The organism is Sphingobacterium sp. HSC-15S19 (assembly GCF_050433745.1).
In the GTDB taxonomy this organism is placed as follows: Bacteria; Bacteroidota; Bacteroidia; order Sphingobacteriales; family Sphingobacteriaceae; genus Sphingobacterium; species Sphingobacterium siyangense.
Window position 1 is genome coordinate 41,300 of record NZ_JBNPWQ010000013.1, and the last position, 20,308, is coordinate 61,607.

Genomic DNA, 20,308 nt, shown 5'->3' on the forward strand with positions numbered 1-20,308 from the left:
TTCCTTTCGAATACCTGTAGTAAAGGGCAGCTCCTTCGGTTAAAATGATGTCTCTAATTGTTACTCAACACCATACTGTTGTTTATACGATTTTTCTAAATCGGTCACTTGCTGTAGCAATTGTTTTTCCGAGGTAGAGGCCAAGATACTCTTATAGGCACCCAAAGCACGTAATGCTGTACCGATATTTGAATATTCCAGCTCAGGTTTTGTTTGTGCAATATCCTGATACCAACGCATATTTTGCGTCATAAACTTCAGGTTACGGTTTACGATTTCATTTGCACGCTTCGTTTCACCAGTTTCATACAACACATTGACAATTGGAATATAGCCTAAAATATCGCGCATCAAATAAACACGTTTTGGCATTTTCTCAAAGGTTTCGACAGCAACTTTGCGCGCCTCATCCTTATGACCTTCCATCATCAACTGTGTCGCTGTACCACCCATTACTGTATTTGTAATCATGGTAATCATGCGGTAAGATTCAGGATCCAGGTAAGAAGCATGTGCCATATTACCCCATTGGTATTTGGTGGTAATGTCTTTATAAGCAGACTGTGTATCAACCAATGTACCTTCGGCCCCGGCAGGAGTTGCAATCGGCATCAAGCGCAGCGCAAAGCCCTCTTGTACCAAATATTTATCTAAACCAAGGTAGTTATCATTTGGAACTGTTGCCGCAAAATAAATCGGACGTTTCCAATCGTTATTTAACAGCACATTTAAGATAGACAACTCCGCTCTGGAAATATAATTTCTATTGTAAGTCCAGCTCATGGTATCGACAATAGATTCTTGCCAAGCTTTAGGAACGACATTATTTTTCAGAACAGATTCTTTATTCACCGGAAGGCTGAAGTTTTTGGTTGGCAAAAAGTTTTCAAACTTACCACCTCTCAATTCCAATTTGTTCTTCTGGTCGTCAGACAATAAAATCTGCATGATCAAATCCAGATCAACATGTCCTGGAACTTTCATATCCTGATAATAAAGCACTTCGCGAACACCTTTCTTGAACTTTTCATCATCGATATTGATCGGTAAACCATCTGCCTGATTTACTTTTTGTTTCATTTGGCGCATATACCAGTCCGAACTCAACAAACTTAAGTTTACGACCCGAACATCCGGACGATAATTTTCAACTTCTTGCACATACCACAATGGGTAGGTATCGTTATCACCATAGGTAAATAAAATTGCATTTGGTGCACAGGAAGCCAGGTAGTTTTTCGCTAAATCACGTGCGGTCGTTTTTTCCGAACGATCGTGATCATCCCAGTTTTGGAAACCCAGCAATACAGGAGCCCCCAATAAACAAGCTACTGTAGCAGCACCGGCCGCTATTTTACCATCCACTTTTTTGCTTAAATAATCCGCGATAGCGAAAACCCCAAGCCCGATCCAGATGGCGAAGGCATAAAAAGAACCGGCATACGCATAGTCACGTTCACGTGGTTGGAGTGGACTTTGATTTAGATATAATACAATTGCTAATCCTGTAAAGAAAAACAACAGACCCACAATTCCCGCATCACGTTGTCTTTTTCCAAAATGCCAGAATGCACCAATTAAACCAATGATCAAAGGCAGAAAATAATATTTATTGTTTGAAGGATCAGTTTTCAATGAATCTGGAATGGCATTTTGTCCACCCACATGCATCTGGTCTACAGGTTTAGCCCCTGAGATCCAGTTCCCCTCAGTGAAGGAACCCTGTCCTTGTTGGTCATTTTGACGACCAGCAAAGTTCCAAAGAAAATAACGACCGTACATGTGTCCGATCTGATAGCTAAAGAAGAACTTTAAGTTATCCCCAAATGTTGGCGATTGTCCTTCAGGAATCTTTAGGTAATCGCGGTAATAATCTATATGATTTTGGTCTCTTGAGCTATAAACACGCGGAAAAAACATCGTTTTATCGTATTTATAGTCCATGCCGTTCTCCACCTTGGTATACTTGTCTTTATCTTTTCTGTACGTATACGTAGGCTCGGCATCAACCACTTGCGCATCAAATGTAGGTCCATTCAAAAGCGGCTCACTGGCATATTGCTCACGTCCAAGATAACTCACAAAAGAAAATGCATTATCCGGATCACTGTTATTTAACGTAGGATTTGCCTTGGCGCGCACCATAATCATGGCAAAGGAACTATAACCAAAAATGATAAATGCTGCACTGATTAAGATCAGATTTAACATCGGTTTTACCTTTTTGATTGAATACCAGATACCATATACGAAAAGAGCTACCGCTAAAATCATGAATAAGTTAAATCCAGTACCAAAGCCCATGCCCAAACTATTCACAAAGAACAGATCAAAATATGCGGCGGCTTTAACAGTGTATTGAATAATACCCCATAAAATTAGCGCCAAAACAACAACACCGATTAAGAAAGCTTTGATCGCCCCCGATGATGTCACTGTTTTTGAACGTTTAAAATAAATGACCAAAGCAATTGCCGGAATCACTAGAAGGTTTAATAAGTGTACCCCGATAGAAAGTCCCATCACATAAGCGATAAAGATCAACCAGCGGTCCGAACCAGCTTCATCGGCATGATTTTCCCATTTTAGAATACCCCAAAATACGACGGCTGTACATAAAGAAGACATGGCATATACTTCGGACTCCACTGCTGAGAACCAAAAAGTATCCGTAAAAGCATAAGCCAGTGCACCAACAGCGCCCGAACCGAATATTTTGATTAAATCGGTGGATGTATATGATCCATCAACACCTTTTACAACGATTTTCTTTGCTAAAGCTGTAATTGTCCAAAATAAAAACAAAATGGTCAGACCACTACATACTGCCGATCCTACGTTCATCCAGAAAGCAATTCGTGTAACATCTCCACCAGCAAGGTTTGAGAATATATTTTGAATCATTAAGAATAAAGGTGCTCCTGGCTGGTGCACAATTTGAAGTTTAAAGGCTGAAGCGATAAACTCGCCACAGTCCCACCAACTCGTCGATCGTTCGGCAGTCATGACATACGCTACAGTTGCTATTAGCGCACATATCCATCCTAAAAGATTGTTGATTTTAGTATAGTTCATAAAATGATAACTGTAAAAAGTATTATTAATACGGCTCGAAAATAAGGATAAGTTAATAAGAAATGAACTTTATTCTGATTTTTTAACACATATTAATTGAAAAAATTTCATTACGCGATCCAATATTGGCTGAAAGGAAAGCATTCCCAAAAGCACGCATGTACTTTTGTGGGCCAACATCTCGATAAAAAAGCTTAGCGTGCATATCTTTTCAAATCAAAACAAAAATTATTTCTTTGAAAATCAGCCCTAATACACTTTTAAGTTCATTTTTATTTGCAGAAATGAGAATAGTCCGTATATTTGCATCATCAAATGTGAACGACATCATCACGATAGCAATCACTTTTGAATTGTTTGTCCGATAGTATAAGGGTAGTACAACAGTTTTTGGTTCTGTTTGTCTTGGTTCGAATCCAGGTCGGACAACAAACAATAGAAAAGGCTTGCATCTGCAAGCCTTTTCTGCGTTATATGCAAGGCTTATTATTTATAAAAGGGTTTAGATTTTTTTAAATTTACATTTTGATTTTTAAAACAAATCTCTATCTTTGCGTCGTCAAAAAGAGAAAAGCGGAAACGTTGACTTTTTAGAGACATTGTCCGATAGTATAAGGGTAGTACAACAGTTTTTGGTTCTGTTTGTCTTGGTTCGAATCCAGGTCGGACAACTTTTAAAGTTAAGCGTATATGGATTGTGAAAACAATCCATTTTTTTTAATGTTTAACTTTAAAAAACAGTAAGGGAATAAAAATATTGAATAAACGACAATACAATAACCCAACATAAATATACAAAACCATGCCTTTGCAATTCAACACGGTTAAACTATTTGCAGGTTCTGGCACTACAGAACTAGCCGAAAAAATCGCACAATCTTACGGGAAACCACTAGGAGACAAAACATTGTCACGTTTTAGCGACGGTGAGATTCAACCTTTCTACAATGAGTCAGTTCGCGGAAGCGATGTATTCATTATCCAATCTACCAACCAACCTACCGACAATCTTTTTGAATTATTATTGATGACAGATGCAGCGAAGAGAGCTTCAGCGCATTATATCACAGCGGTAGTCCCTTACTTTGGTTTCGCAAGACAAGATCGAAAAGACAAACCAAGAGTTGCTATTGGCGCAAAAATGATCGCCAATCTGTTGACTGCAGCTGGTATCCACCGTATCATGACAATGGACCTGCACGCAGCGCAAATCCAAGGTTTTTTCGATATCCCTGTTGACCATTTGGATGGTTCTATCATTTTTGTTCCTTATATCAAATCGTTAAAACTTCCAAATCTAACGATTGCTTCACCAGATATGGGTGGTTCATACAGAGCACGTACCTTTGCTAAATTTTTCAATGCAGAAGTTATTATCTGTGACAAACGTCGTAAACGTGCAAACGAAATCGAATCAATGTCAATTATCGGCGATGTAACTGGTCAAGATGTGGTTTTGATCGATGATATCTGTGATACGGCTGGTACACTTTCAAAAGCAGCGGCATTGATCATGGAAAATGGTGCAAAATCTGTAAGAGCCGTTTGTACACATGCTGTGTTGTCCGGAAAGGCATATGAAACAATTGAAAACTCGGTCTTGTCAGAGATGATCGTAACCGATACCATTCAATTGGATCCAGAAAAAGCAAAACAATCGACCAAAATCAAAGTATTATCAACGGCTGATTTATTTGCAAAAGCAATCACAAGTGTAAATCAACACTCTTCAATCTCCGATTTATTTGAAGTAGAATAATCTTTGAGTTTTAGATTCTAGATATTGGACCTTGGTACAGAAAGCATTCAGCTCAACGACCAGGGTCTTTTTTTTGTATTGCGCCACCACCCCACCTTCTCTCTTCCGCTTGGTTCTTATCTTTTAACCATAGGCGAATAGCCCTTTTTATCGCGTATATAGGTTAGCAATTGACTGTTGTCAACTTCCGCAATAACAGGGGATTTACAGGGGGTTAACAGGGGGTTAGCAGGGGTATAACAGGGGTAAAGCCCTGTTACCCCCCTGTTATACCCCTACTAAGAGAGTCCTATTCCAGTTTTAATATAGGAAATGGTATTAATTTGGTCATACTTTAGGGTAAATAAGTAGCCTTGAATAGGCCTAGTCATGAACATGGAAAAATCGAAAACCTGGAATAAGTATCTGTTTCCGAACTAATAGCGGTCGTATTTTTTTGATAATATCAGAAATTAGATTATCTTTGCACCTCAAATTTATAAAAAATTAAAAGATGAAATCAATTGCTATTAGCGGTTCTGTAAGACAGAACGTAGGGAAAAGAGATGCAAAAGAATTGCGTTACCAAGGTTTAGTACCAGCAGTACTTTACGGTGGTACAGAGCAAACAGCTCTTTCTGTATCCGCAGCTGATTTGAAACCAGTTCTTTACACTGCAGACGTAATCATTGTTGAATTAAACATTGAAGGTCAAACTAAAAGAGCTATCGTTCAAGACGCACAATTCCACCCATTAACTGACTTAGTTACGCACGTTGACTTTTTAGAATTATTTGATGATAAAGAAGTATCATTGAATATTCCTATCAAATTAACAGGAACTTCTCCAGGTGTTAAAATGGGGGGTAAATTAGTTCAAAAATTACGTAATTTACGCGTAAAAGCATTACCTGCAAACTTACCACAAGAAATTGCTGTACCAATGGAATCTTTAGAAGTTGGTAAATCAGTTCGTGTAGGTCAAATTCAATTGGAAAACGCAAAAGTATTAAACAATGCTGATGATACAATCGTATCAGTAATCATGTCTCGTGCATTGCGTCAAGCTGAACAAGAAGCAGCGAAAGCATCTAAAGGTGGTAAAAAATAATCTGAACAAGATTCTTAAAATACTACAGAAAGCACCGAAATTCGGTGCTTTTTTTGTTTATTAAAATTTTTATTTTTGCATCATGAATTATCTTATCGTTGGATTGGGCAACATTGGCAGTGAATATGCCGATACACGGCATAATATAGGTTTTATGGTTGCCGACGAGCTTGTCAAACAGGCTGGCGCCAGTTTCTCCTTGCTCAAGTTAGCCTATTATAGCGAATTTAAGCAAAGAGGCCACAACGTCACAGTAATTAAACCCACGACCTATATGAACTTAAGCGGCAAGGCCGTCAATTACTACATGCAACAATGCAAAGTTCCTATTCAGAATGTATTGGTGATTGTGGATGATCTGGCCATTCCATTTGGTTCGCTACGAATGAAACCCAAAGGAAGCAGCGCCGGTCATAACGGACTTAAATCCATTGAACAGCTTTGTGGCGGACAGGTTTATCCGCGCTTACGTTTCGGTATTGGAGACAATTACCCAAAAGGTAGACAAGTGGATTATGTACTTGGCCCTTTTGACAAAGAGGAACAAGCTGAACTACCGGCTTTAATTGACCATTCCGTTAAAATGATCCAGAGTTTTGTCAATATCGGCATCGAGCTGACGATGACAAATTTGAATACAAAATAAGTTATTTGTCGTTGTAATGCCCCAGTGCTTGGATCACAACGACAGCAATCTCTTCTTCAAAAATTTCATAAATAAGGCGATCTTTCTTATTGATCGCCCTACTCCAAATTTCACCGTCAAAATATTTAATTGTTCGGGAGAGCCTGACCCCATTCTCGGACTCTCCTCCATTTCCAAGAGAAATAGGTCAATTCTTGTCCTATCAGATTTACGTCCTGATTTTTTAATCATTTGCAAATCTCTAATCGCTTTTTTCGAATATTGGATTAAATACTTTCCCATATATTCTTGCTATCCAATTGGACTAATTCGCCTTTTTTCTTCTCAGCCCTAGCTTCTTTCACGCGGTCATTTAATTTCGACGATCTATCTTCAGACTCAATTTTTATTTTTGTCCCACCGAGTGCCTTTAGTACTGCTTTAATCTTTTCTACTTCAGAAGAATCTATTTGAAATGATAATATTGCCATAACCCTTTCGTTTTTACAAAGTTAATAAAACAACTCCACAAACGGAAAAGCCGAATAAATCGGCTTTTCTTGTGTAACTCTTGTGCTTTTATTGTGTCGACCTTGTGTTAAGCAAGGGCTTAGGTATAGTCATCCTTGTGTCGATCTTGTATGTTTCTTGTGTCAAGCTTTAGTTGAACGGATTAATGTACCTGTTTTTCCTTAACCGCTTCAACTTTTTCTTTATCCAGCTCGGTCTTAATTACTTTTTTCACTTTTCCTGACAAACGGTCCTCGAGATCGGAAGACAATGCTTCAGGATGTTCCTTTGCATAGACTTTGGTGACAATGATAATAACGCCATCCTTTCCCTGATCACCATAGAGTGCAGTAGCACTTTGATCTTTCAAGATCGACAAGGTATGGATTGTATTCGGGTCCAACTCACTTAACTTCTTATCTTCGACAATTTTTCCGTCCACAACAAATAGTGGATCTCCCTTAATCCCACCAATACTACGGGCACCAAACTTGCCCGGTTCACGATCTGTAGGTCGTCCCTTCATATAGACCGCAACTCCTTCTGCCCGGCCCTTGAGTTCGCCTCCGCTCGCATCTTCTTTTTTATACCCTGTTACAACAACTTCCGAAAGCTCTCCTTTCACCTTCATCTTGGGAGCGTTAGCTGCATTGTCCTTTTTATCATAATTAAAAGTAAGCGTCTGATTCGTAACCGTAGGTGAACCGTTTTTCTTCAATGCAACAAGAATAACACCATTCTTACCCTTTTCGCCATATATTGCTGCGGCCTTATCTTTAATCACATCAATCGATTGGATTTCCGTACCTGGTATAGCGGCCATAATAGTGGAGTTTACCTCCTTACCTTCCAAAATATAGAGAGGCTCCTTTTCAAATCTCATATTTGCCCGAAAATGAAGCGTATCCGCCGGAGATTTCGCGATAAGAGTATCTACGCTCATTTGATTGACCGACAAATTTTCCACCAAAGGCTTACTTACCTTACTCACCTTCTTTTCTGGCAAAGAAACATCAACCTGTAAGTCCTTGTTCAACTGAATAAAGGTAGTCTCATTTGCCTTCTCAACTACCCCCTCTATACTTCCCTCCGCTTTACTTACCGTAAATGCCGCTCCCGTCAATAAAAATACGGGTAAAAGAAAGGCGTATTTACTCAGCTCTATTTTCGATGATCGCTTCTTGTTCATCATCATAATTCGACGTTTTAAAAGTTTAAAATTAAATTGATTGCTCAATCCTACTGAAGTGCCCTTTTTGGACACATTCAATAGGCTGTATTGGTACGTCTGCTTGTCAATTCCTTTATCGAGAACCTGTTGATCAGTCAGGAACTCCAAATTTTGGCGAATGGCCCTGCGCATGAGCCAGACGAAAGGATTGTACCAACAACACACCAATATCATTTCAAACAGTAAAATATCCAGACTGTGAAGGCCTTTCACATGAATATCCTCATGCTTAAAAATATCTTTTAGTTCAGCATCAACATGCTGCCCTTTATTGACATAGATTTTATTCAAAAACGAAAATGGAACAATAGGAATAAGCACATTCCTGAATAGATAAGTCCGCCATTGATCGGACCTCGAATTCAGATGAATTCGCAATAAACTCAATAATTGAAATACAAATTTTAATAACAATAAAACAGCACCGGCCATAAATACGATTTCCACCAACCTCCCTAATGTCAGCTGCTGTTGAACCTCCGGCTCCATAATATAAAGCGAAATTTGCTCGCCTACGACCCCCATATTCAATCCGCGCTGTACAAACAAAGACTTTAAATCCAAAAATGGATACAGAAAAGCAAATAGCCCCCCTACTAAAAAGTAGGCTCTATTTAAAAAATAGAACGTCAAGCCTTTCAACAGTCCGATATATCCCAGATAGATAATACCCAACAACAGGTTGACTTGTATAATATAGGTTAGTAGACTTTCCATGCCATTAAGATTTATTATGCTTAATCATATCCATGATCTCCTTTAACTCATCAGCAGTCAGTTTTTCTTCCTGTACAAAAAAGGAAACCATCTCTTTATAGGAATTTTTGAAATAATCGCCCACAAAGGAGTTCATAAACTTGGCCTTATAATCCTCCTCACTCACCATCGGCTCATAGCGCTTGGCATTGGCATAGCGTACTGCTTTCACAAAATCCTTGCGCTCCAGATTCTTTACTGTCGAAGCTAATGTCGTATAAGGCATCTTCTCGCCTTTTACATTATCCAAGATCTCTTTTATAAAACCTCCATTGAGGCTCCAAATAGATTGCATTGCCTGCTCTTCCTGTGCTGTTAATTTTTCCATGTCTTTATCTTCCTGTTTCTAATCTATCACTAATCTACGAATAATTCGTAAATACAAAAAATATTTTTTCTTTCCTTTACGGATCTCTCCCAAAATAAGACCTTCCTCACCCCTCTAAAAAAAGAAGTGGCTCATTTCTTGCGTATTTAAACTCAAATCCGACGAATATAAGTTAGCTGGCAGAAAATTTGCAATACGTTTATTTTAATTCTAAATTCATTCATAAATCGCTTCATCAATTGAAAAAACAGGAATTTCCACTGTGTAAAATTGATAGCAATCAGTCGCACCGTTCACTCCGAAAGGAGATGGTTTAAAACAAATACAAGAAAGATCAATGGCTAAAAATATCAAAGCGATCAAATGTCCGCATTGTGGCAGTATAAAAATCACCACATTACGCCCCGATTATTACAAATGTGATAGCTGTGGAACAGAATTTTTTCTGGATAGTGATGACATCAATATCAACCACAACTATAACTACCCACGCAACAACCAAGATCAATATAAAGCCATACGGATTGTATTATTTGCTGTTGTGGGCTTTATTGCGCTTATGTTTATCATTGGAGCCCTAAGTGCTATTTTCTCCAAAAAGCCAGCGCCCGATTATTCAACTTACAGCACTTCCAATACAGCAGAGAAAAAAGAAGAGGCAGAACCTCTCGAATGGAACTACGCAAGCAACACGCTATTTTTGGATAAAGATAATACGCCACATGTTGTTGTTGTCGGCAACGTCGGAACCTTCAGAAAACGAATGGACGAAAACAAGGACAATAAGGTTTATATTGGGCTCTTCGATCCCAAAACGGGTAAAAAAGAATGGGTAAAGGCTTTGATGGAAACTCCCGTCGAACTATCAAGCAGCGACGTCAAACTTCAGGTATTTGAAGACCATAATCTATATATCATCGTCAAATCCAAATACATTTATCAGCTGGACAGAAATACACTCACGTATAAAAGTGTCCTAGAGAACTATGTAAAAGATGCGCCATCTTTAAGCACAGGCATCGCCAAAGTTGAATTTAAATACGAAGACTATGGCTCAGCCTATCAAATTGTCAACAATGAAGGCCAAAACCTGGCTTATTATCCTTTGATTAACAAATCTATTCCCGACAAACAGCTGTACGACGAAAGAAGGAAAAAGCTTCCCAACCCAACTACAAAAACGGAATTTACCTTCTCAAGTAAATCCAGTTATTATCCAGAAGAAAAAATCCAGTTAATCCAGTACAGTTATCAATATCAATATGGATTCCCAAAAGATAGCCCGCGCTTTTCCTGGGATAAAGACTACGGCGGATCGGGCATATTCACCGACCGCGATCCTTATAAAAAGGTATTGATTAATCCATGGCAATTTAAGGGCGCCCGTCTGATTAGCTTCAAGGACTTTACGCCAGGAAGACTTTACTTTCAGCCTGTAATCATTGCGCAGAATGACAAAACGCTACTCATTGCGTATAAACCAACGCCTGCCGAAGACGATCCTTTCCAGATCCAACTATTGGATGTAACAACTGGCGCTATACAAAAAACAGTGACCACAGATCTTAAATCCATGTATGGAAATGGGAGCCTCCTCAAAGATGGTTTTATCATAAAGGGAGCCAGCGACTATTATTATTTTGATAATAGCGGCAAACAAATCAACAAGTTTGAAGGGTATAACCCCAAATTCGACACACTAAATTAAACACTATGGGACTATTTAATCTTTTTAACAACCAGCTTTCTGAAGTCATCGAGTGGAAAAACCAAGCCCCTCAATTATTGTGGTATAAATTCCCATCCGAAAGGAACGAGATCAAAAATTCCAGCAAGCTGATCCTCGCTCCAGGGCAGGGCTGCATCCTTGTCTATGAAGGAAAAGGTGAAAACCTGCTGACCGAACCGGGAACATACAACCTCAAAACGGACAACCATCCATTCTTTACCACTTTAGCGCGTTTACGGCAGAATTTTGAATCCGAACATAAGCTTTACATCTACTTTTTTCGTACGGCCGCTATCGTCAATCAATCCTGGGGAACCGGAACACCTATTAAATATATCGACCCCCATTACAATTTACCAATAGAAATCGGCTTGAATGGTACATTCTCTTACCTGATCAAGGAACCAGTGCATTTCTATAAAAACATTGTAGCTAATCAAAATACGGTCAACACAGCTGTCATTCAAGACATCATCAATAATCGGATCCCACAACAAATTATTGCGCAGATTGCACAAAAGAAACTAGGTTATAATGAGATTGACAGCCAACTGGGGCTGCTATCCAGCGATATCAAAACTGCAGTTGAACAAGACTTTAAGGATCTTGGGCTCGATGTTACGGATTTCAAAATCTTAGGAACTCAATTTGACGCCAATACTCAACGAAGAATCGGAGAAATCGCAGATTTGACCACCCAAAACCAAGCGGCGCAACAGGCAGGTCTGAGCTATGTTGAACTGGAAAAACTACGTGCGCTCCGTGATGCCGCTAAAAATGAAGGGGGAATCGCGGGTGTAGGCGCACAACTGGGTGTCGGTATGGAACTCGGAAAACAGTTTGACCTTCAAAAAGAGGAAATCAAAGATCATATCCAGCAAGAGGGCGACTTTGTCGAGAAACTTCAAAAGCTGCAGCTGCTGCTCCGTGAAAACATCATTACCCAAGAAGAATTCGATACGCTCAAAAAACAGATCCTCAATAAAATATAATGCATACGGGGATATTCATATCACGATTCAGCTCAATTATACCGAGGTGAATCAATTCATAACACATAAATTAATTCAGCTATGAAATACATATTCGGTATATTATTCACCTTGGTGATACTTTTCGTTGCCACCTATTTCCTACTGGGGCTTTGGGGCATTAAGCTATTGGATGCAGAGAACTTCAGCAAAATATTGTGGACTACAGGAATTCTGACACTAACGTCCATTATTCTGGTATGCTTTGTCATACTACCTTTTTTCGGATCGGGTAAACAGGGCAACTACGAAGACAAAGGAAAGGTTGCGCAAAGAAAAATAGATTGATATTTTTTGCAAAATAAGATAATGTTAAATTTGAATAAATTATTTGCTTATTTAAGTAAATAATTAGTGAATATTATCCAAAATGACGCAATCATGTCATTTTAATTCCAAAAGAACTTTCAATTTTAAATATCAAATAGTTAAATTTGTGAGATTAGCATAACAAATCAGATATAAGATAATATATAAACATGTCAGATAAAGCATCTATAAATTTAGACGGCACTTCGTATGACCTTCCGGTCATTGTCGGTACTGAAAATGAAAAAGCAGTTGATATTTCCAAATTAAGAGATCTAAGCGGATTTATTACGTTAGACCCAGGATACAAAAATACAGGTGCAACGAAAAGTGCGATTACTTTCCTTGATGGTGAAAAAGGCATATTGAGATATAGAGGATATCCAATTGAACAATTGGCAGAGAAATCGACTTTCTTGGAAGTTGCTTATTTGTTGATTTATGGAGAGCTTCCAAAAAAAGAGGTATTGGAAAAATTCAGAGCTGACATCAAAAAGCAAATGATGATTCACGAAGATATGAAAAACTTCTTCGCTGGATTCCCATCCAAATCTCACCCAATGGGCCAACTTTCGTGTTTAGTAGGTGCATTGTCGGCATTTTATCCAGAATCTTTAAATCCAAACTTAACAGACGAAGAAGAAGATCAAACGATCATCAATCTTTTGGCAAAAATGCCAACAATCGTTTCTTGGATTCAAAAGAAATCATTAGGTCATCCTGTTGTTTATCCAAAAAATAACCTTGGTTACATTGACAACTTCCTAAACATGTTATTCGGAGAAGTTAACGATGAAAAAACATTCGATCCAGTCGTAATTGATGCCATGCACAAATTGTTGATTTTACATGCTGATCACGAGCAAAACTGTTCAACATCTACTGTTCGCATCGTTGGTTCATCCAATGCAAACCTTTATGCATCTGTTGCATCGGGTATCAATGCATTATGGGGACCGTTACATGGTGGTGCAAACCAAGCCGTAATCGAGATGTTGGAGGCCATTAAAAATGATGGTGGTGATGCTGAAAAATATCTTGCTAAAGCAAAAGACAAAAACGACCCTTTCCGTCTAATGGGATTCGGTCACCGCGTTTATAAAAACTTCGACCCTCGTGCTAAGATCATCAAAAAAGCATGTGATGATATCTTGGAGAAATTAGGCGTTCAAGATCCGGTATTGGATATCGCTAAAAAGCTTGAAGAAGCAGCATTGAATGACCAATATTTCATCGACAGAAAACTTTATCCAAATGTTGACTTCTATTCAGGTATCATCTACCGTGCATTAGGTTTCAAAGCAGATATGTTTACGGTATTATTTGCTTTAGGCCGTCTACCGGGATGGATTGCACAATGGAAAGAAATGCGCGAAAACAAAGAGCCTATCGGTCGTCCTAGACAAGTATACGTTGGCCACACAGAACGCGACTACGTTGAATTTTCAAATCGTTAATCCGATTTCGATTTATATCCTAAAAAAGCATCCCTCGGGGTGCTTTTTTATTTTCATCCGAGCTAACATGGATGGCATTACAGCTGTCCGAAACCACCTACTCGAACAAGATATGATTACTTGTCGTTACGCTATTGTCACGATAATCTACTTGTTAAGTATATTTTAATTTTTCCTTATCTAAATTCCCTGTTTTTCGTTAAGTTTGCGTATTCATTGGTCTCTTATTAAAAATCATTATAAATAAGACTTGTTAGAAACAATACTACATATCTTGGTTCCCATTGCTATTTTCACCTTTATAGCAGCTTTCACCTTGTTTGCAGTATATGCCGAGCGAAAGATCGCGGGATTTGTACAGGATCGTCTAGGACCGATGGAAACAGGGAAGTACGGCAGTCTCCAAACGATCGCCGACATTCTCAAATTATTACAAAAAGAATTAATTACCCCCTCATCAGCCGATAAGATTCTCTTTAGAGTTGCTCCTATCGTTATTTTCGTTGCTGTATTTACAGGTTTTGCCGTTATTCCCTGGGCCAAAGATTTTATTCCAGCGGATACGCATACGGGTCTGTTCTTCATAATGGCCATCATCTCCATTGATGCTTTGGGCATTTTAATGGCTGGCTGGGGATCTAACAACAAATATTCTTTATTAGGATCCATGCGTGCCATAGCACAGATGGTGTCTTATGAAATTCCGGTAGGCCTCTCCCTAATTACGGTCGTTATGCTAACCCAAACCCTAAATTTGAATGAAATCGCTATTGGACAGGGCATCCTAACCAATGGAAGCATTAAACTCTTGGGTCTTTGGGAAGTCAATGAGATTGGGGGGCTCTTCGCCTGGAATATTTTTCAGGCTCCACATTTGATTATCACCTACATCATATTCTTTATCGCAACCCTTGCCGAGTGTAATCGTGCTCCCTTTGATATCCCGGAAGCCGAATCTGAATTGGTCGGTGGCTTCCATACAGAATATGGCGGGATACAATTTGCCTTTATCTTTTTGGCGGAGTATGCCATGATGTTTTTGGTATCGATGTTGGGGGTTGTTCTCTTCTTAGGAGCTTGGAATACACCGTTACCAAACATAGGTGCAATACGTTTGGCCGATTGGACCACAGGCTTAGTGTGGGGAATATTTTGGACCTTAGCCAAATCATTATTTATTGTTGGTATCCAAATGTGGATTCGATGGACATTACCACGGTTGCGTGCAGATCAACTGATGAGTTTATGTTGGAAAGTATTGACGCCGCTGGCTTTTCTTTGTATGGCCATTTCTGCAATTTGGCGAATTTTAGTTATAGCATAGGATATGATATTTAAAACGGCTTCGCATGCATTTCGTACGGCAATCAAGGGTTTATCTTTGACTGTTAAACACTTGTTTGGTGCCCGACGTTCGCGAACGGAATTAAATATCAAAAAGGATAACTACTTTGATCAGCAGGAAGGTATTGTCACGGTACAATACCCGCGTGAAAAAATGCCTATCCCCGAGGTTGCCCGCTATCAGCTGCAAGTCGATATCGAGGACTGTATTGTATGTGATTTATGCGCAAAGGCTTGTCCTGTCGACTGCATCGAAATCGAAGCCATCAAATCACCAGAAGCGATTGGAAAAACCTCCGATGGTAGCGTTAAAAGACTATACCCGGCCAAATTCAACATTGACATGGCCAAATGTATGTATTGCGGGCTATGTACTGTCGTATGTCCGACAGAATGTATTACCATGACCAACGAATATGACCGCAGCTCACAAAAACTGACTGATCTTATCTATGGTTTCTCAGATATGACCGATAGCGAGGTCGCACAACGTAAAGCAGAATGGACCAAGTTTCAAGCTGAAAAGGAGGCAGCAAAGCAAAAATAAAAGATGGAAAGTATTTTATTCTATGCCTTTGCTACCCTAGCAATCGGTTCAGCACTTTTGCTCGTCAATCTTAAAAATATTGCACGTGCTTTATTCCTGTTTTTTATTGTGCTATTTGCAATGGCAGGACTTTACCTATTTGCTTTAGCCGATTTTGTGGCCATTACACAAATTATGGTTTATGTTGGCGGCGTGCTCATATTGATGTTATTTGCCTTTATGCTTTCCAATAAAGAGCTTTTAAAAGATCTTCAAGATAGTAGCGGTTCATTCTTAAGCATACCCAAATGGCAGACTATTCCAGTAGTGCTTGGCTTCCTATTACTCATGCTATACGGCATTATTGAATGGCAACAAGCCCCTTCTACGTGGATTTTACAAGCTAGGGAAAATAACACCGAGATTGTCGCAACAGACAATAATATTCATCAGATCGGATTACGTTTTATGACTTTTTATGTATTGCCATTTGAAATCATATCCGTGTTTTTGATGATGGCCTTGATAGGAGCCTCACATTTATCCAGAAAGGAGCGTACAATATGATTACGCTGACGCATTTTTTAGTTGTCAGTGCCTGCATCTTTTGCATTGGTCTTTATACCGTTCTTTCCAAGAAAAATGCAATTATGATTTTGGTCGGTATTGAGTTGATGATCAATGCCGCTATCCTGAACTTTGTTGCTTTTGGAAAATATGATAAATTGAGTTATGGTGGGCAAATTTTTGCATTATTTGCCATCGTTCTTGCTGCGGCCGCAGTCGCTGTTGGATTGGCTATCGTATTAAATGTTTATAGACATTACAAAACCATTAATCCGGATGAGATAAACCAATTAAAAGACAAGTAAGCATTGGATCAATTTGTTCACATATCGCCCCTTCTGACCGCGCTGCTTACTTTGGTAGCACCATTAGCGGCATTCATATATCAAGCACTAGTAGGTAAACGCGACCAGTCCGGCCTTGTTTCTCTCACGGCCATCATCCTCAGCTTTATCGCTGGCGGCTTAACCTGGTTCTCCATATGGAATAATCCGGCGGTATCAATTCAGGTAAATTGGTTCACCATCGGTGAAACGTCATTTAAAGTTGGTATCCTGCTGAACAATTTGAGCACTTTGATGCTTTTTTTGGTACCGACTGTTGCCTTACCCGTACATATATACTCCAGAGCCTATATGCATGGCGATACAGGTATTCACCGCTATTGGATGTATCTCAGCTTATTCTGTTTTGCGATGTTGGGATTGGTCATTATGGATAGCCTCCTGTTGATGTATGTTTTTTGGGAATTGGTCGGTTTTGCATCGTATCTCCTCATCGGCTTCTGGTTCACACGTGAGACAGCTGTACAAGCCAATAAAAAGGCATTTTTGGTCAATCGCATCGGCGACCTCGGTTTTCTAATTGGTCTTGCGATCCTATTTACACAGTTCAAAACCCTCAATTTAATCGATCTATTTGGGGACAATGGCTTAATTTATCAATCCACAATCGCCCAAGGATTATGGATATCTCCAGTCAATAGCTTACCTCAGATTTGGCTTACCATTGCTGGATTAGCCTTCTTCTTGGCAGCTATGGCTAAATCCGCACAATTTCCATTACATGTATGGCTTCCTGATGCCATGGAAGGCCCTACATCCGTATCCTCGCTGATTCACGCCGCGACAATGGTTGCTGCTGGTGTATTCCTGCTGGCTACTGTATTTCCATTATTTAATGAATCTGCCTTATTATTTATTGCCATCATTGGTACAATAACCGCTGCTTTGGCCGCATACTTCGCGCTTGGCCAATACGACATCAAACGTATTCTTGCCTTTTCGACCATATCGCAGTTAGGTTTTATGATGGTTGGCATTGGCATTGGAACATGGGATGCTGCACTATTTCACCTAACGACCCATGCCTTCTTTAAGTGTCTGTTGTTTCTTTCTGCCGGAGCTGTCATTCATGAAATGGCCCATCTTAAAGAACATAGCCACCTGGACTTTGACCCACAGGATTTACGGAATATGGGCGGGCTACGTCAATATATGCCAAAGACCTTCGTGCTGATGAGCATAGCTTCGCTAGCACTTGCAGGATTCCCTTTGACTTCAGGTTATCTATCCAAAGATAGTATCGTTATCTCTTCCTTTGAATGGGCTATTTCAAAAGGTAACTTATACCTTATCATCCCCATAAGTTTGATTCTGGTGAGTATTTTAACGGCTTTCTACATCGGTCGTTTGCTGTTCAAAGCCTTTTTTGGGGAGTTCAGACTGTTGAAACAACTTCAGGGCAAACTACATGATCAACCGCTACATGAAGCACCAAAGACCATGTTGATCCCCATGTTTGTTTTGGGACTGTTCTGCTTATTTCCACTGTTTTCTTTCAATCCGTTTTCGTATCACGATTCCTGGTTGATGGACGGCCTATTATTGGATGAATATACTTTTGCACCAAGCCATAGTGCGCACCTTATTATCCCAGCAATACTGCTTCTTGGTTCTGCTATTGGCTGGATCATTGGCTGGAAATGGTATGTACAGAATAAATACCCGTTGAACCCCGATAGCCAGGCATTAAAAGCCGCTTTCAACCAGGGGTATATCAATGAGTTTTACCAAGCAGTCTTTGTTAATGGCACATTAAAATTAGCACAGTTCTGCTATTGGTTTGACCGTCATATCGTTGACGCTTTCGTTTCTTTGATTCAGTTTATCGTCTTATCCCTTTCTCAGCTAAGTGTTTGGATAGACAAATATATTGTAGATGGTTTTGTTAATACGGTTGCTACTGTAGCCTATTGGACAGGCAATCAGGTTCGCCTGGTCCAAAATGGAAAGCTACAGACAACATTGTATTCCGTCTTTTTATTAGTTTTACTTGGTTTAATTTATCTTATATTTTTTTAGGAAATGCCTATTTTATCCTTATTGATATTTTTACCGCTATTGGCTACGGCGCTCATTCTCGCCCTACCAACACGATATAAATCGAGTTACAAATATATTGCTTTAGCATTCACAGCAATTCAATTTGTACTGGCCGGAATATGTTATGCACAATTTGATGCAAGCAAAACAGGAGTCCAAGATCTGGCGGGCTATCAATTTGTTGAGCAACTTTCCTGGATCCGATTAGATTTAGGATCAATAGGTAAATTAGAGATCGATTATCTTATTGGTATTGATGGGATCTCCATGCCCTTGTTATTGCTGAGTGCTTTTGTTATGCTGATGGCTATAGGCGCCTCTTGGAATATCCAGAAAAGTCCGAAGGGATACTTTGCCTTGCTCATGGTACTTAATATGGCCGTTATGGGGATTTTCTGCGCATTGGATTTCTTCCTATTCTATTTGTTTTATGAAGTCATGTTACTGCCTCTCTACTTCTTGATCGGTATCTGGGGTGGTGCAAGACGCGAATACGCAGCCATAAAATTCTTTCTATATACCCTATTCGGGTCTGTATTTATGTTGTTGATTATCGTAGGATTGTATTTTTCAGTAATCAACCCTTTGACTGGAGCACATACTTTCAACATGATCTATATGATGAATCCACAGAATTATCTTGAGGGTTCTATTTTCGGCTGGGAGGGTTACCAGGAAATTTTGGGTGTTTCGGCTCGACTGATCGGTTTCATTGTGCTTTTCTTTGCCTTTGCCATTAAAGTACCCATTGTTCCCCTACATACTTGGCTACCGGATGCGCACGTTGAAGCGCCGACACCCGTATCTATTATTCTTGCCGGTATCCTCCTGAAAATTGGTGGTTACGGTATCATCCGTATCTGTTATAGCATCTTTCCCGATATGGCAGCCTTATCCAATTGGTGGCTTGGATTAATCGGCGTTGTATCCATTATTTATGGTGCCTTGAATGCCTTATCACAAAAAGACCTGAAACGAATGATTGCTTATTCATCGGTCTCTCATATGGGTTTTGTACTACTTGGTATTGCATCGCTGACTGCCGAAGGTATTTCTGGCGCCATGTTTCAGATGATTTCCCATGGATTCTTATCAGCGGCACTCTTTTTCCTTGTTGGCGTGGTCTATGACCGAGTACATGACAGAAATATCTATAGTTTCCGTGGCTTAGCTCAAATTATGCCTAAATACACAGGTTATGTCGCTGTCGCATTTTTTGCATCCCTGGGCCTGCCCGGCTTTTCAGCCTTTATTGGCGAAGCCTTTGTCATTATCGGTTCCTTCAATGCAGCGAGTATAGGAACCGGGTTACCGCGCTGGATGGCACTTGCGGGATCCATAGGTATCCTATTAAGTGCAGCCTATCTACTTTGGACACTGCAACGTATGTTCTTTGGACAAATTCGATTAAAAGGTGGTGAATCTTGGAGTAATGCACTTACAGACCTAAATTCACGTGAACAGATCATCTTATTTCCTACCCTAGCGCTCGCCTTGTTACTTGGAGTTATGCCGGCATTAGTATTTAACTATCTAAACGCTAGTGTTCTGAATCTCGTGAGTTTTATCCAACAATTTATTTAATTC

The 20,308-nt window shown here is 39.6% G+C and carries 17 protein-coding genes; 13 read left to right on the plus strand and 4 right to left on the minus strand.

Annotated features, from left to right (window positions below; genetic code table 11):
- Positions 1 to 60: 60 nt before the first annotated feature.
- Positions 61 to 3,075 (minus strand): glycosyltransferase family 117 protein, encoded by a 3,015-nt coding sequence (locus L1283_RS12340; RefSeq protein ID WP_088162981.1) that lies wholly within the window; start codon positions 3,073 to 3,075, stop codon positions 61 to 63.
- An 802-nt stretch (positions 3,076 to 3,877) separates the two neighbouring features.
- On the opposite strand from L1283_RS12340, the gene L1283_RS12345 reads away from it, so the two are divergent.
- The 3 genes from L1283_RS12345 (at position 3,878) to pth (ending at position 6,570) form a co-directional block, all read left to right on the plus strand.
- Complete coding sequence (locus tag L1283_RS12345) at positions 3,878 to 4,834, plus strand: ribose-phosphate pyrophosphokinase (protein ID WP_046672755.1); 957 nt, start codon at positions 3,878 to 3,880, stop codon at positions 4,832 to 4,834.
- A gap of 493 nt (positions 4,835 to 5,327) precedes the next feature.
- The gene (locus L1283_RS12350; RefSeq protein WP_075994221.1) at positions 5,328 to 5,924 is read left to right on the plus strand and encodes a 50S ribosomal protein L25/general stress protein Ctc; all 597 of its coding nucleotides are present in this window, start codon (positions 5,328 to 5,330) and stop codon (positions 5,922 to 5,924) included.
- 82 nt (positions 5,925 to 6,006) lie between these two features.
- On the plus strand, positions 6,007 to 6,570 hold the full coding sequence (pth, locus tag L1283_RS12355; protein ID WP_075994222.1) for an aminoacyl-tRNA hydrolase: 564 nt from the start codon (positions 6,007 to 6,009) through the stop codon (positions 6,568 to 6,570).
- A gap of 266 nt (positions 6,571 to 6,836) precedes the next feature.
- Here the strand turns inward: pth and L1283_RS12360 are convergent, their stop codons facing one another.
- The 3 genes from L1283_RS12360 to L1283_RS12370 form a co-directional block, all read right to left on the minus strand.
- Entirely contained in the window at positions 6,837 to 7,040 is a 204-nt protein-coding gene (locus tag L1283_RS12360; RefSeq protein WP_088162982.1) for a hypothetical protein, read from the minus strand.
- Positions 7,041 to 7,222: 182 nt separating this feature from the next.
- Positions 7,223 to 9,007 carry a M56 family metallopeptidase gene (locus L1283_RS12365; RefSeq protein WP_145329401.1) on the minus strand — a complete coding sequence of 595 codons (1,785 nt, stop codon included), beginning with the start codon at positions 9,005 to 9,007 and terminating at the stop codon, positions 7,223 to 7,225.
- A 4-nt stretch (positions 9,008 to 9,011) separates the two neighbouring features.
- Complete coding sequence (locus L1283_RS12370; RefSeq protein ID WP_075994224.1) at positions 9,012 to 9,374, minus strand: BlaI/MecI/CopY family transcriptional regulator; 363 nt, start codon at positions 9,372 to 9,374, stop codon at positions 9,012 to 9,014.
- A gap of 337 nt (positions 9,375 to 9,711) precedes the next feature.
- Between L1283_RS12370 and L1283_RS12375 the strand changes: the two genes are divergently transcribed.
- The 10 genes from L1283_RS12375 to L1283_RS12420 all read left to right on the plus strand — a co-directional run bounded on the left by L1283_RS12375 (position 9,712) and on the right by L1283_RS12420 (position 20,305).
- Positions 9,712 to 11,082, plus strand: coding sequence for a hypothetical protein (locus L1283_RS12375; RefSeq protein WP_429626129.1), 1,371 nt, complete (start codon positions 9,712 to 9,714; stop codon positions 11,080 to 11,082).
- A 5-nt stretch (positions 11,083 to 11,087) separates the two neighbouring features.
- Positions 11,088 to 12,095 (plus strand): SPFH domain-containing protein, encoded by a 1,008-nt coding sequence (locus L1283_RS12380; RefSeq protein WP_429626130.1) that lies wholly within the window; start codon positions 11,088 to 11,090, stop codon positions 12,093 to 12,095.
- 81 nt (positions 12,096 to 12,176) lie between these two features.
- Positions 12,177 to 12,422: a hypothetical protein gene (locus L1283_RS12385; protein WP_120333696.1), complete on the plus strand. Its 246-nt coding sequence runs from the start codon at positions 12,177 to 12,179 to the stop codon at positions 12,420 to 12,422.
- A 191-nt stretch (positions 12,423 to 12,613) separates the two neighbouring features.
- Positions 12,614 to 13,900, plus strand: coding sequence for a citrate synthase (locus tag L1283_RS12390; RefSeq protein ID WP_075994228.1), 1,287 nt, complete (start codon positions 12,614 to 12,616; stop codon positions 13,898 to 13,900).
- A 250-nt stretch (positions 13,901 to 14,150) separates the two neighbouring features.
- The gene (gene nuoH / locus L1283_RS12395) at positions 14,151 to 15,224 is read left to right on the plus strand and encodes an NADH-quinone oxidoreductase subunit NuoH (protein ID WP_088162987.1); all 1,074 of its coding nucleotides are present in this window, start codon (positions 14,151 to 14,153) and stop codon (positions 15,222 to 15,224) included.
- A 3-nt stretch (positions 15,225 to 15,227) separates the two neighbouring features.
- Complete coding sequence (locus L1283_RS12400) at positions 15,228 to 15,791, plus strand: NuoI/complex I 23 kDa subunit family protein (RefSeq protein ID WP_046672765.1); 564 nt, start codon at positions 15,228 to 15,230, stop codon at positions 15,789 to 15,791.
- Between the two features lie 3 nt (positions 15,792 to 15,794).
- A complete protein-coding gene (locus tag L1283_RS12405) occupies positions 15,795 to 16,337 on the plus strand; it encodes an NADH-quinone oxidoreductase subunit J family protein (protein ID WP_088162988.1) in 543 nt (180 codons plus the stop codon).
- A complete protein-coding gene (nuoK, locus tag L1283_RS12410) occupies positions 16,334 to 16,642 on the plus strand; it encodes an NADH-quinone oxidoreductase subunit NuoK (RefSeq protein WP_075994232.1) in 309 nt (102 codons plus the stop codon). The genes L1283_RS12405 and nuoK overlap by 4 nt, the downstream gene beginning before the upstream one ends.
- A 3-nt stretch (positions 16,643 to 16,645) precedes the next feature.
- On the plus strand, positions 16,646 to 18,700 hold the full coding sequence (locus tag L1283_RS12415; RefSeq protein WP_429626132.1) for an NADH-quinone oxidoreductase subunit L: 2,055 nt from the start codon (positions 16,646 to 16,648) through the stop codon (positions 18,698 to 18,700).
- A 3-nt stretch (positions 18,701 to 18,703) separates the two neighbouring features.
- Positions 18,704 to 20,305 carry a complex I subunit 4 family protein gene (locus L1283_RS12420; protein ID WP_286732951.1) on the plus strand — a complete coding sequence of 534 codons (1,602 nt, stop codon included), beginning with the start codon at positions 18,704 to 18,706 and terminating at the stop codon, positions 20,303 to 20,305.
- Positions 20,306 to 20,308 lie beyond the last annotated feature (3 nt).

Coding starts and splice junctions, on each gene's coding strand:
- nuoK (WP_075994232.1), top strand. CDS start 16,334: ATGATTACGCTGACGCATTTTTTAGTTGTCAGTGCCTGCATCTTTTGC.
- L1283_RS12390 (WP_075994228.1), top strand. CDS start 12,614: ATGTCAGATAAAGCATCTATAAATTTAGACGGCACTTCGTATGACCTT.
- L1283_RS12345 (WP_046672755.1), top strand. CDS start 3,878: ATGCCTTTGCAATTCAACACGGTTAAACTATTTGCAGGTTCTGGCACT.
- L1283_RS12365 (WP_145329401.1), bottom strand. CDS start 9,007: ATGGAAAGTCTACTAACCTATATTATACAAGTCAACCTGTTGTTGGGT.
- L1283_RS12370 (WP_075994224.1), bottom strand. CDS start 9,374: ATGGAAAAATTAACAGCACAGGAAGAGCAGGCAATGCAATCTATTTGG.
- L1283_RS12380 (WP_429626130.1), top strand. CDS start 11,088: ATGGGACTATTTAATCTTTTTAACAACCAGCTTTCTGAAGTCATCGAG.
- L1283_RS12350 (WP_075994221.1), top strand. CDS start 5,328: ATGAAATCAATTGCTATTAGCGGTTCTGTAAGACAGAACGTAGGGAAA.
- pth (WP_075994222.1), top strand. CDS start 6,007: ATGAATTATCTTATCGTTGGATTGGGCAACATTGGCAGTGAATATGCC.
- L1283_RS12400 (WP_046672765.1), top strand. CDS start 15,228: ATGATATTTAAAACGGCTTCGCATGCATTTCGTACGGCAATCAAGGGT.
- L1283_RS12340 (WP_088162981.1), bottom strand. CDS start 3,075: ATGAACTATACTAAAATCAACAATCTTTTAGGATGGATATGTGCGCTA.
- L1283_RS12385 (WP_120333696.1), top strand. CDS start 12,177: ATGAAATACATATTCGGTATATTATTCACCTTGGTGATACTTTTCGTT.
- L1283_RS12420 (WP_286732951.1), top strand. CDS start 18,704: ATGCCTATTTTATCCTTATTGATATTTTTACCGCTATTGGCTACGGCG.
- L1283_RS12405 (WP_088162988.1), top strand. CDS start 15,795: ATGGAAAGTATTTTATTCTATGCCTTTGCTACCCTAGCAATCGGTTCA.
- L1283_RS12360 (WP_088162982.1), bottom strand. CDS start 7,040: ATGGCAATATTATCATTTCAAATAGATTCTTCTGAAGTAGAAAAGATT.
- L1283_RS12375 (WP_429626129.1), top strand. CDS start 9,712: ATGGCTAAAAATATCAAAGCGATCAAATGTCCGCATTGTGGCAGTATA.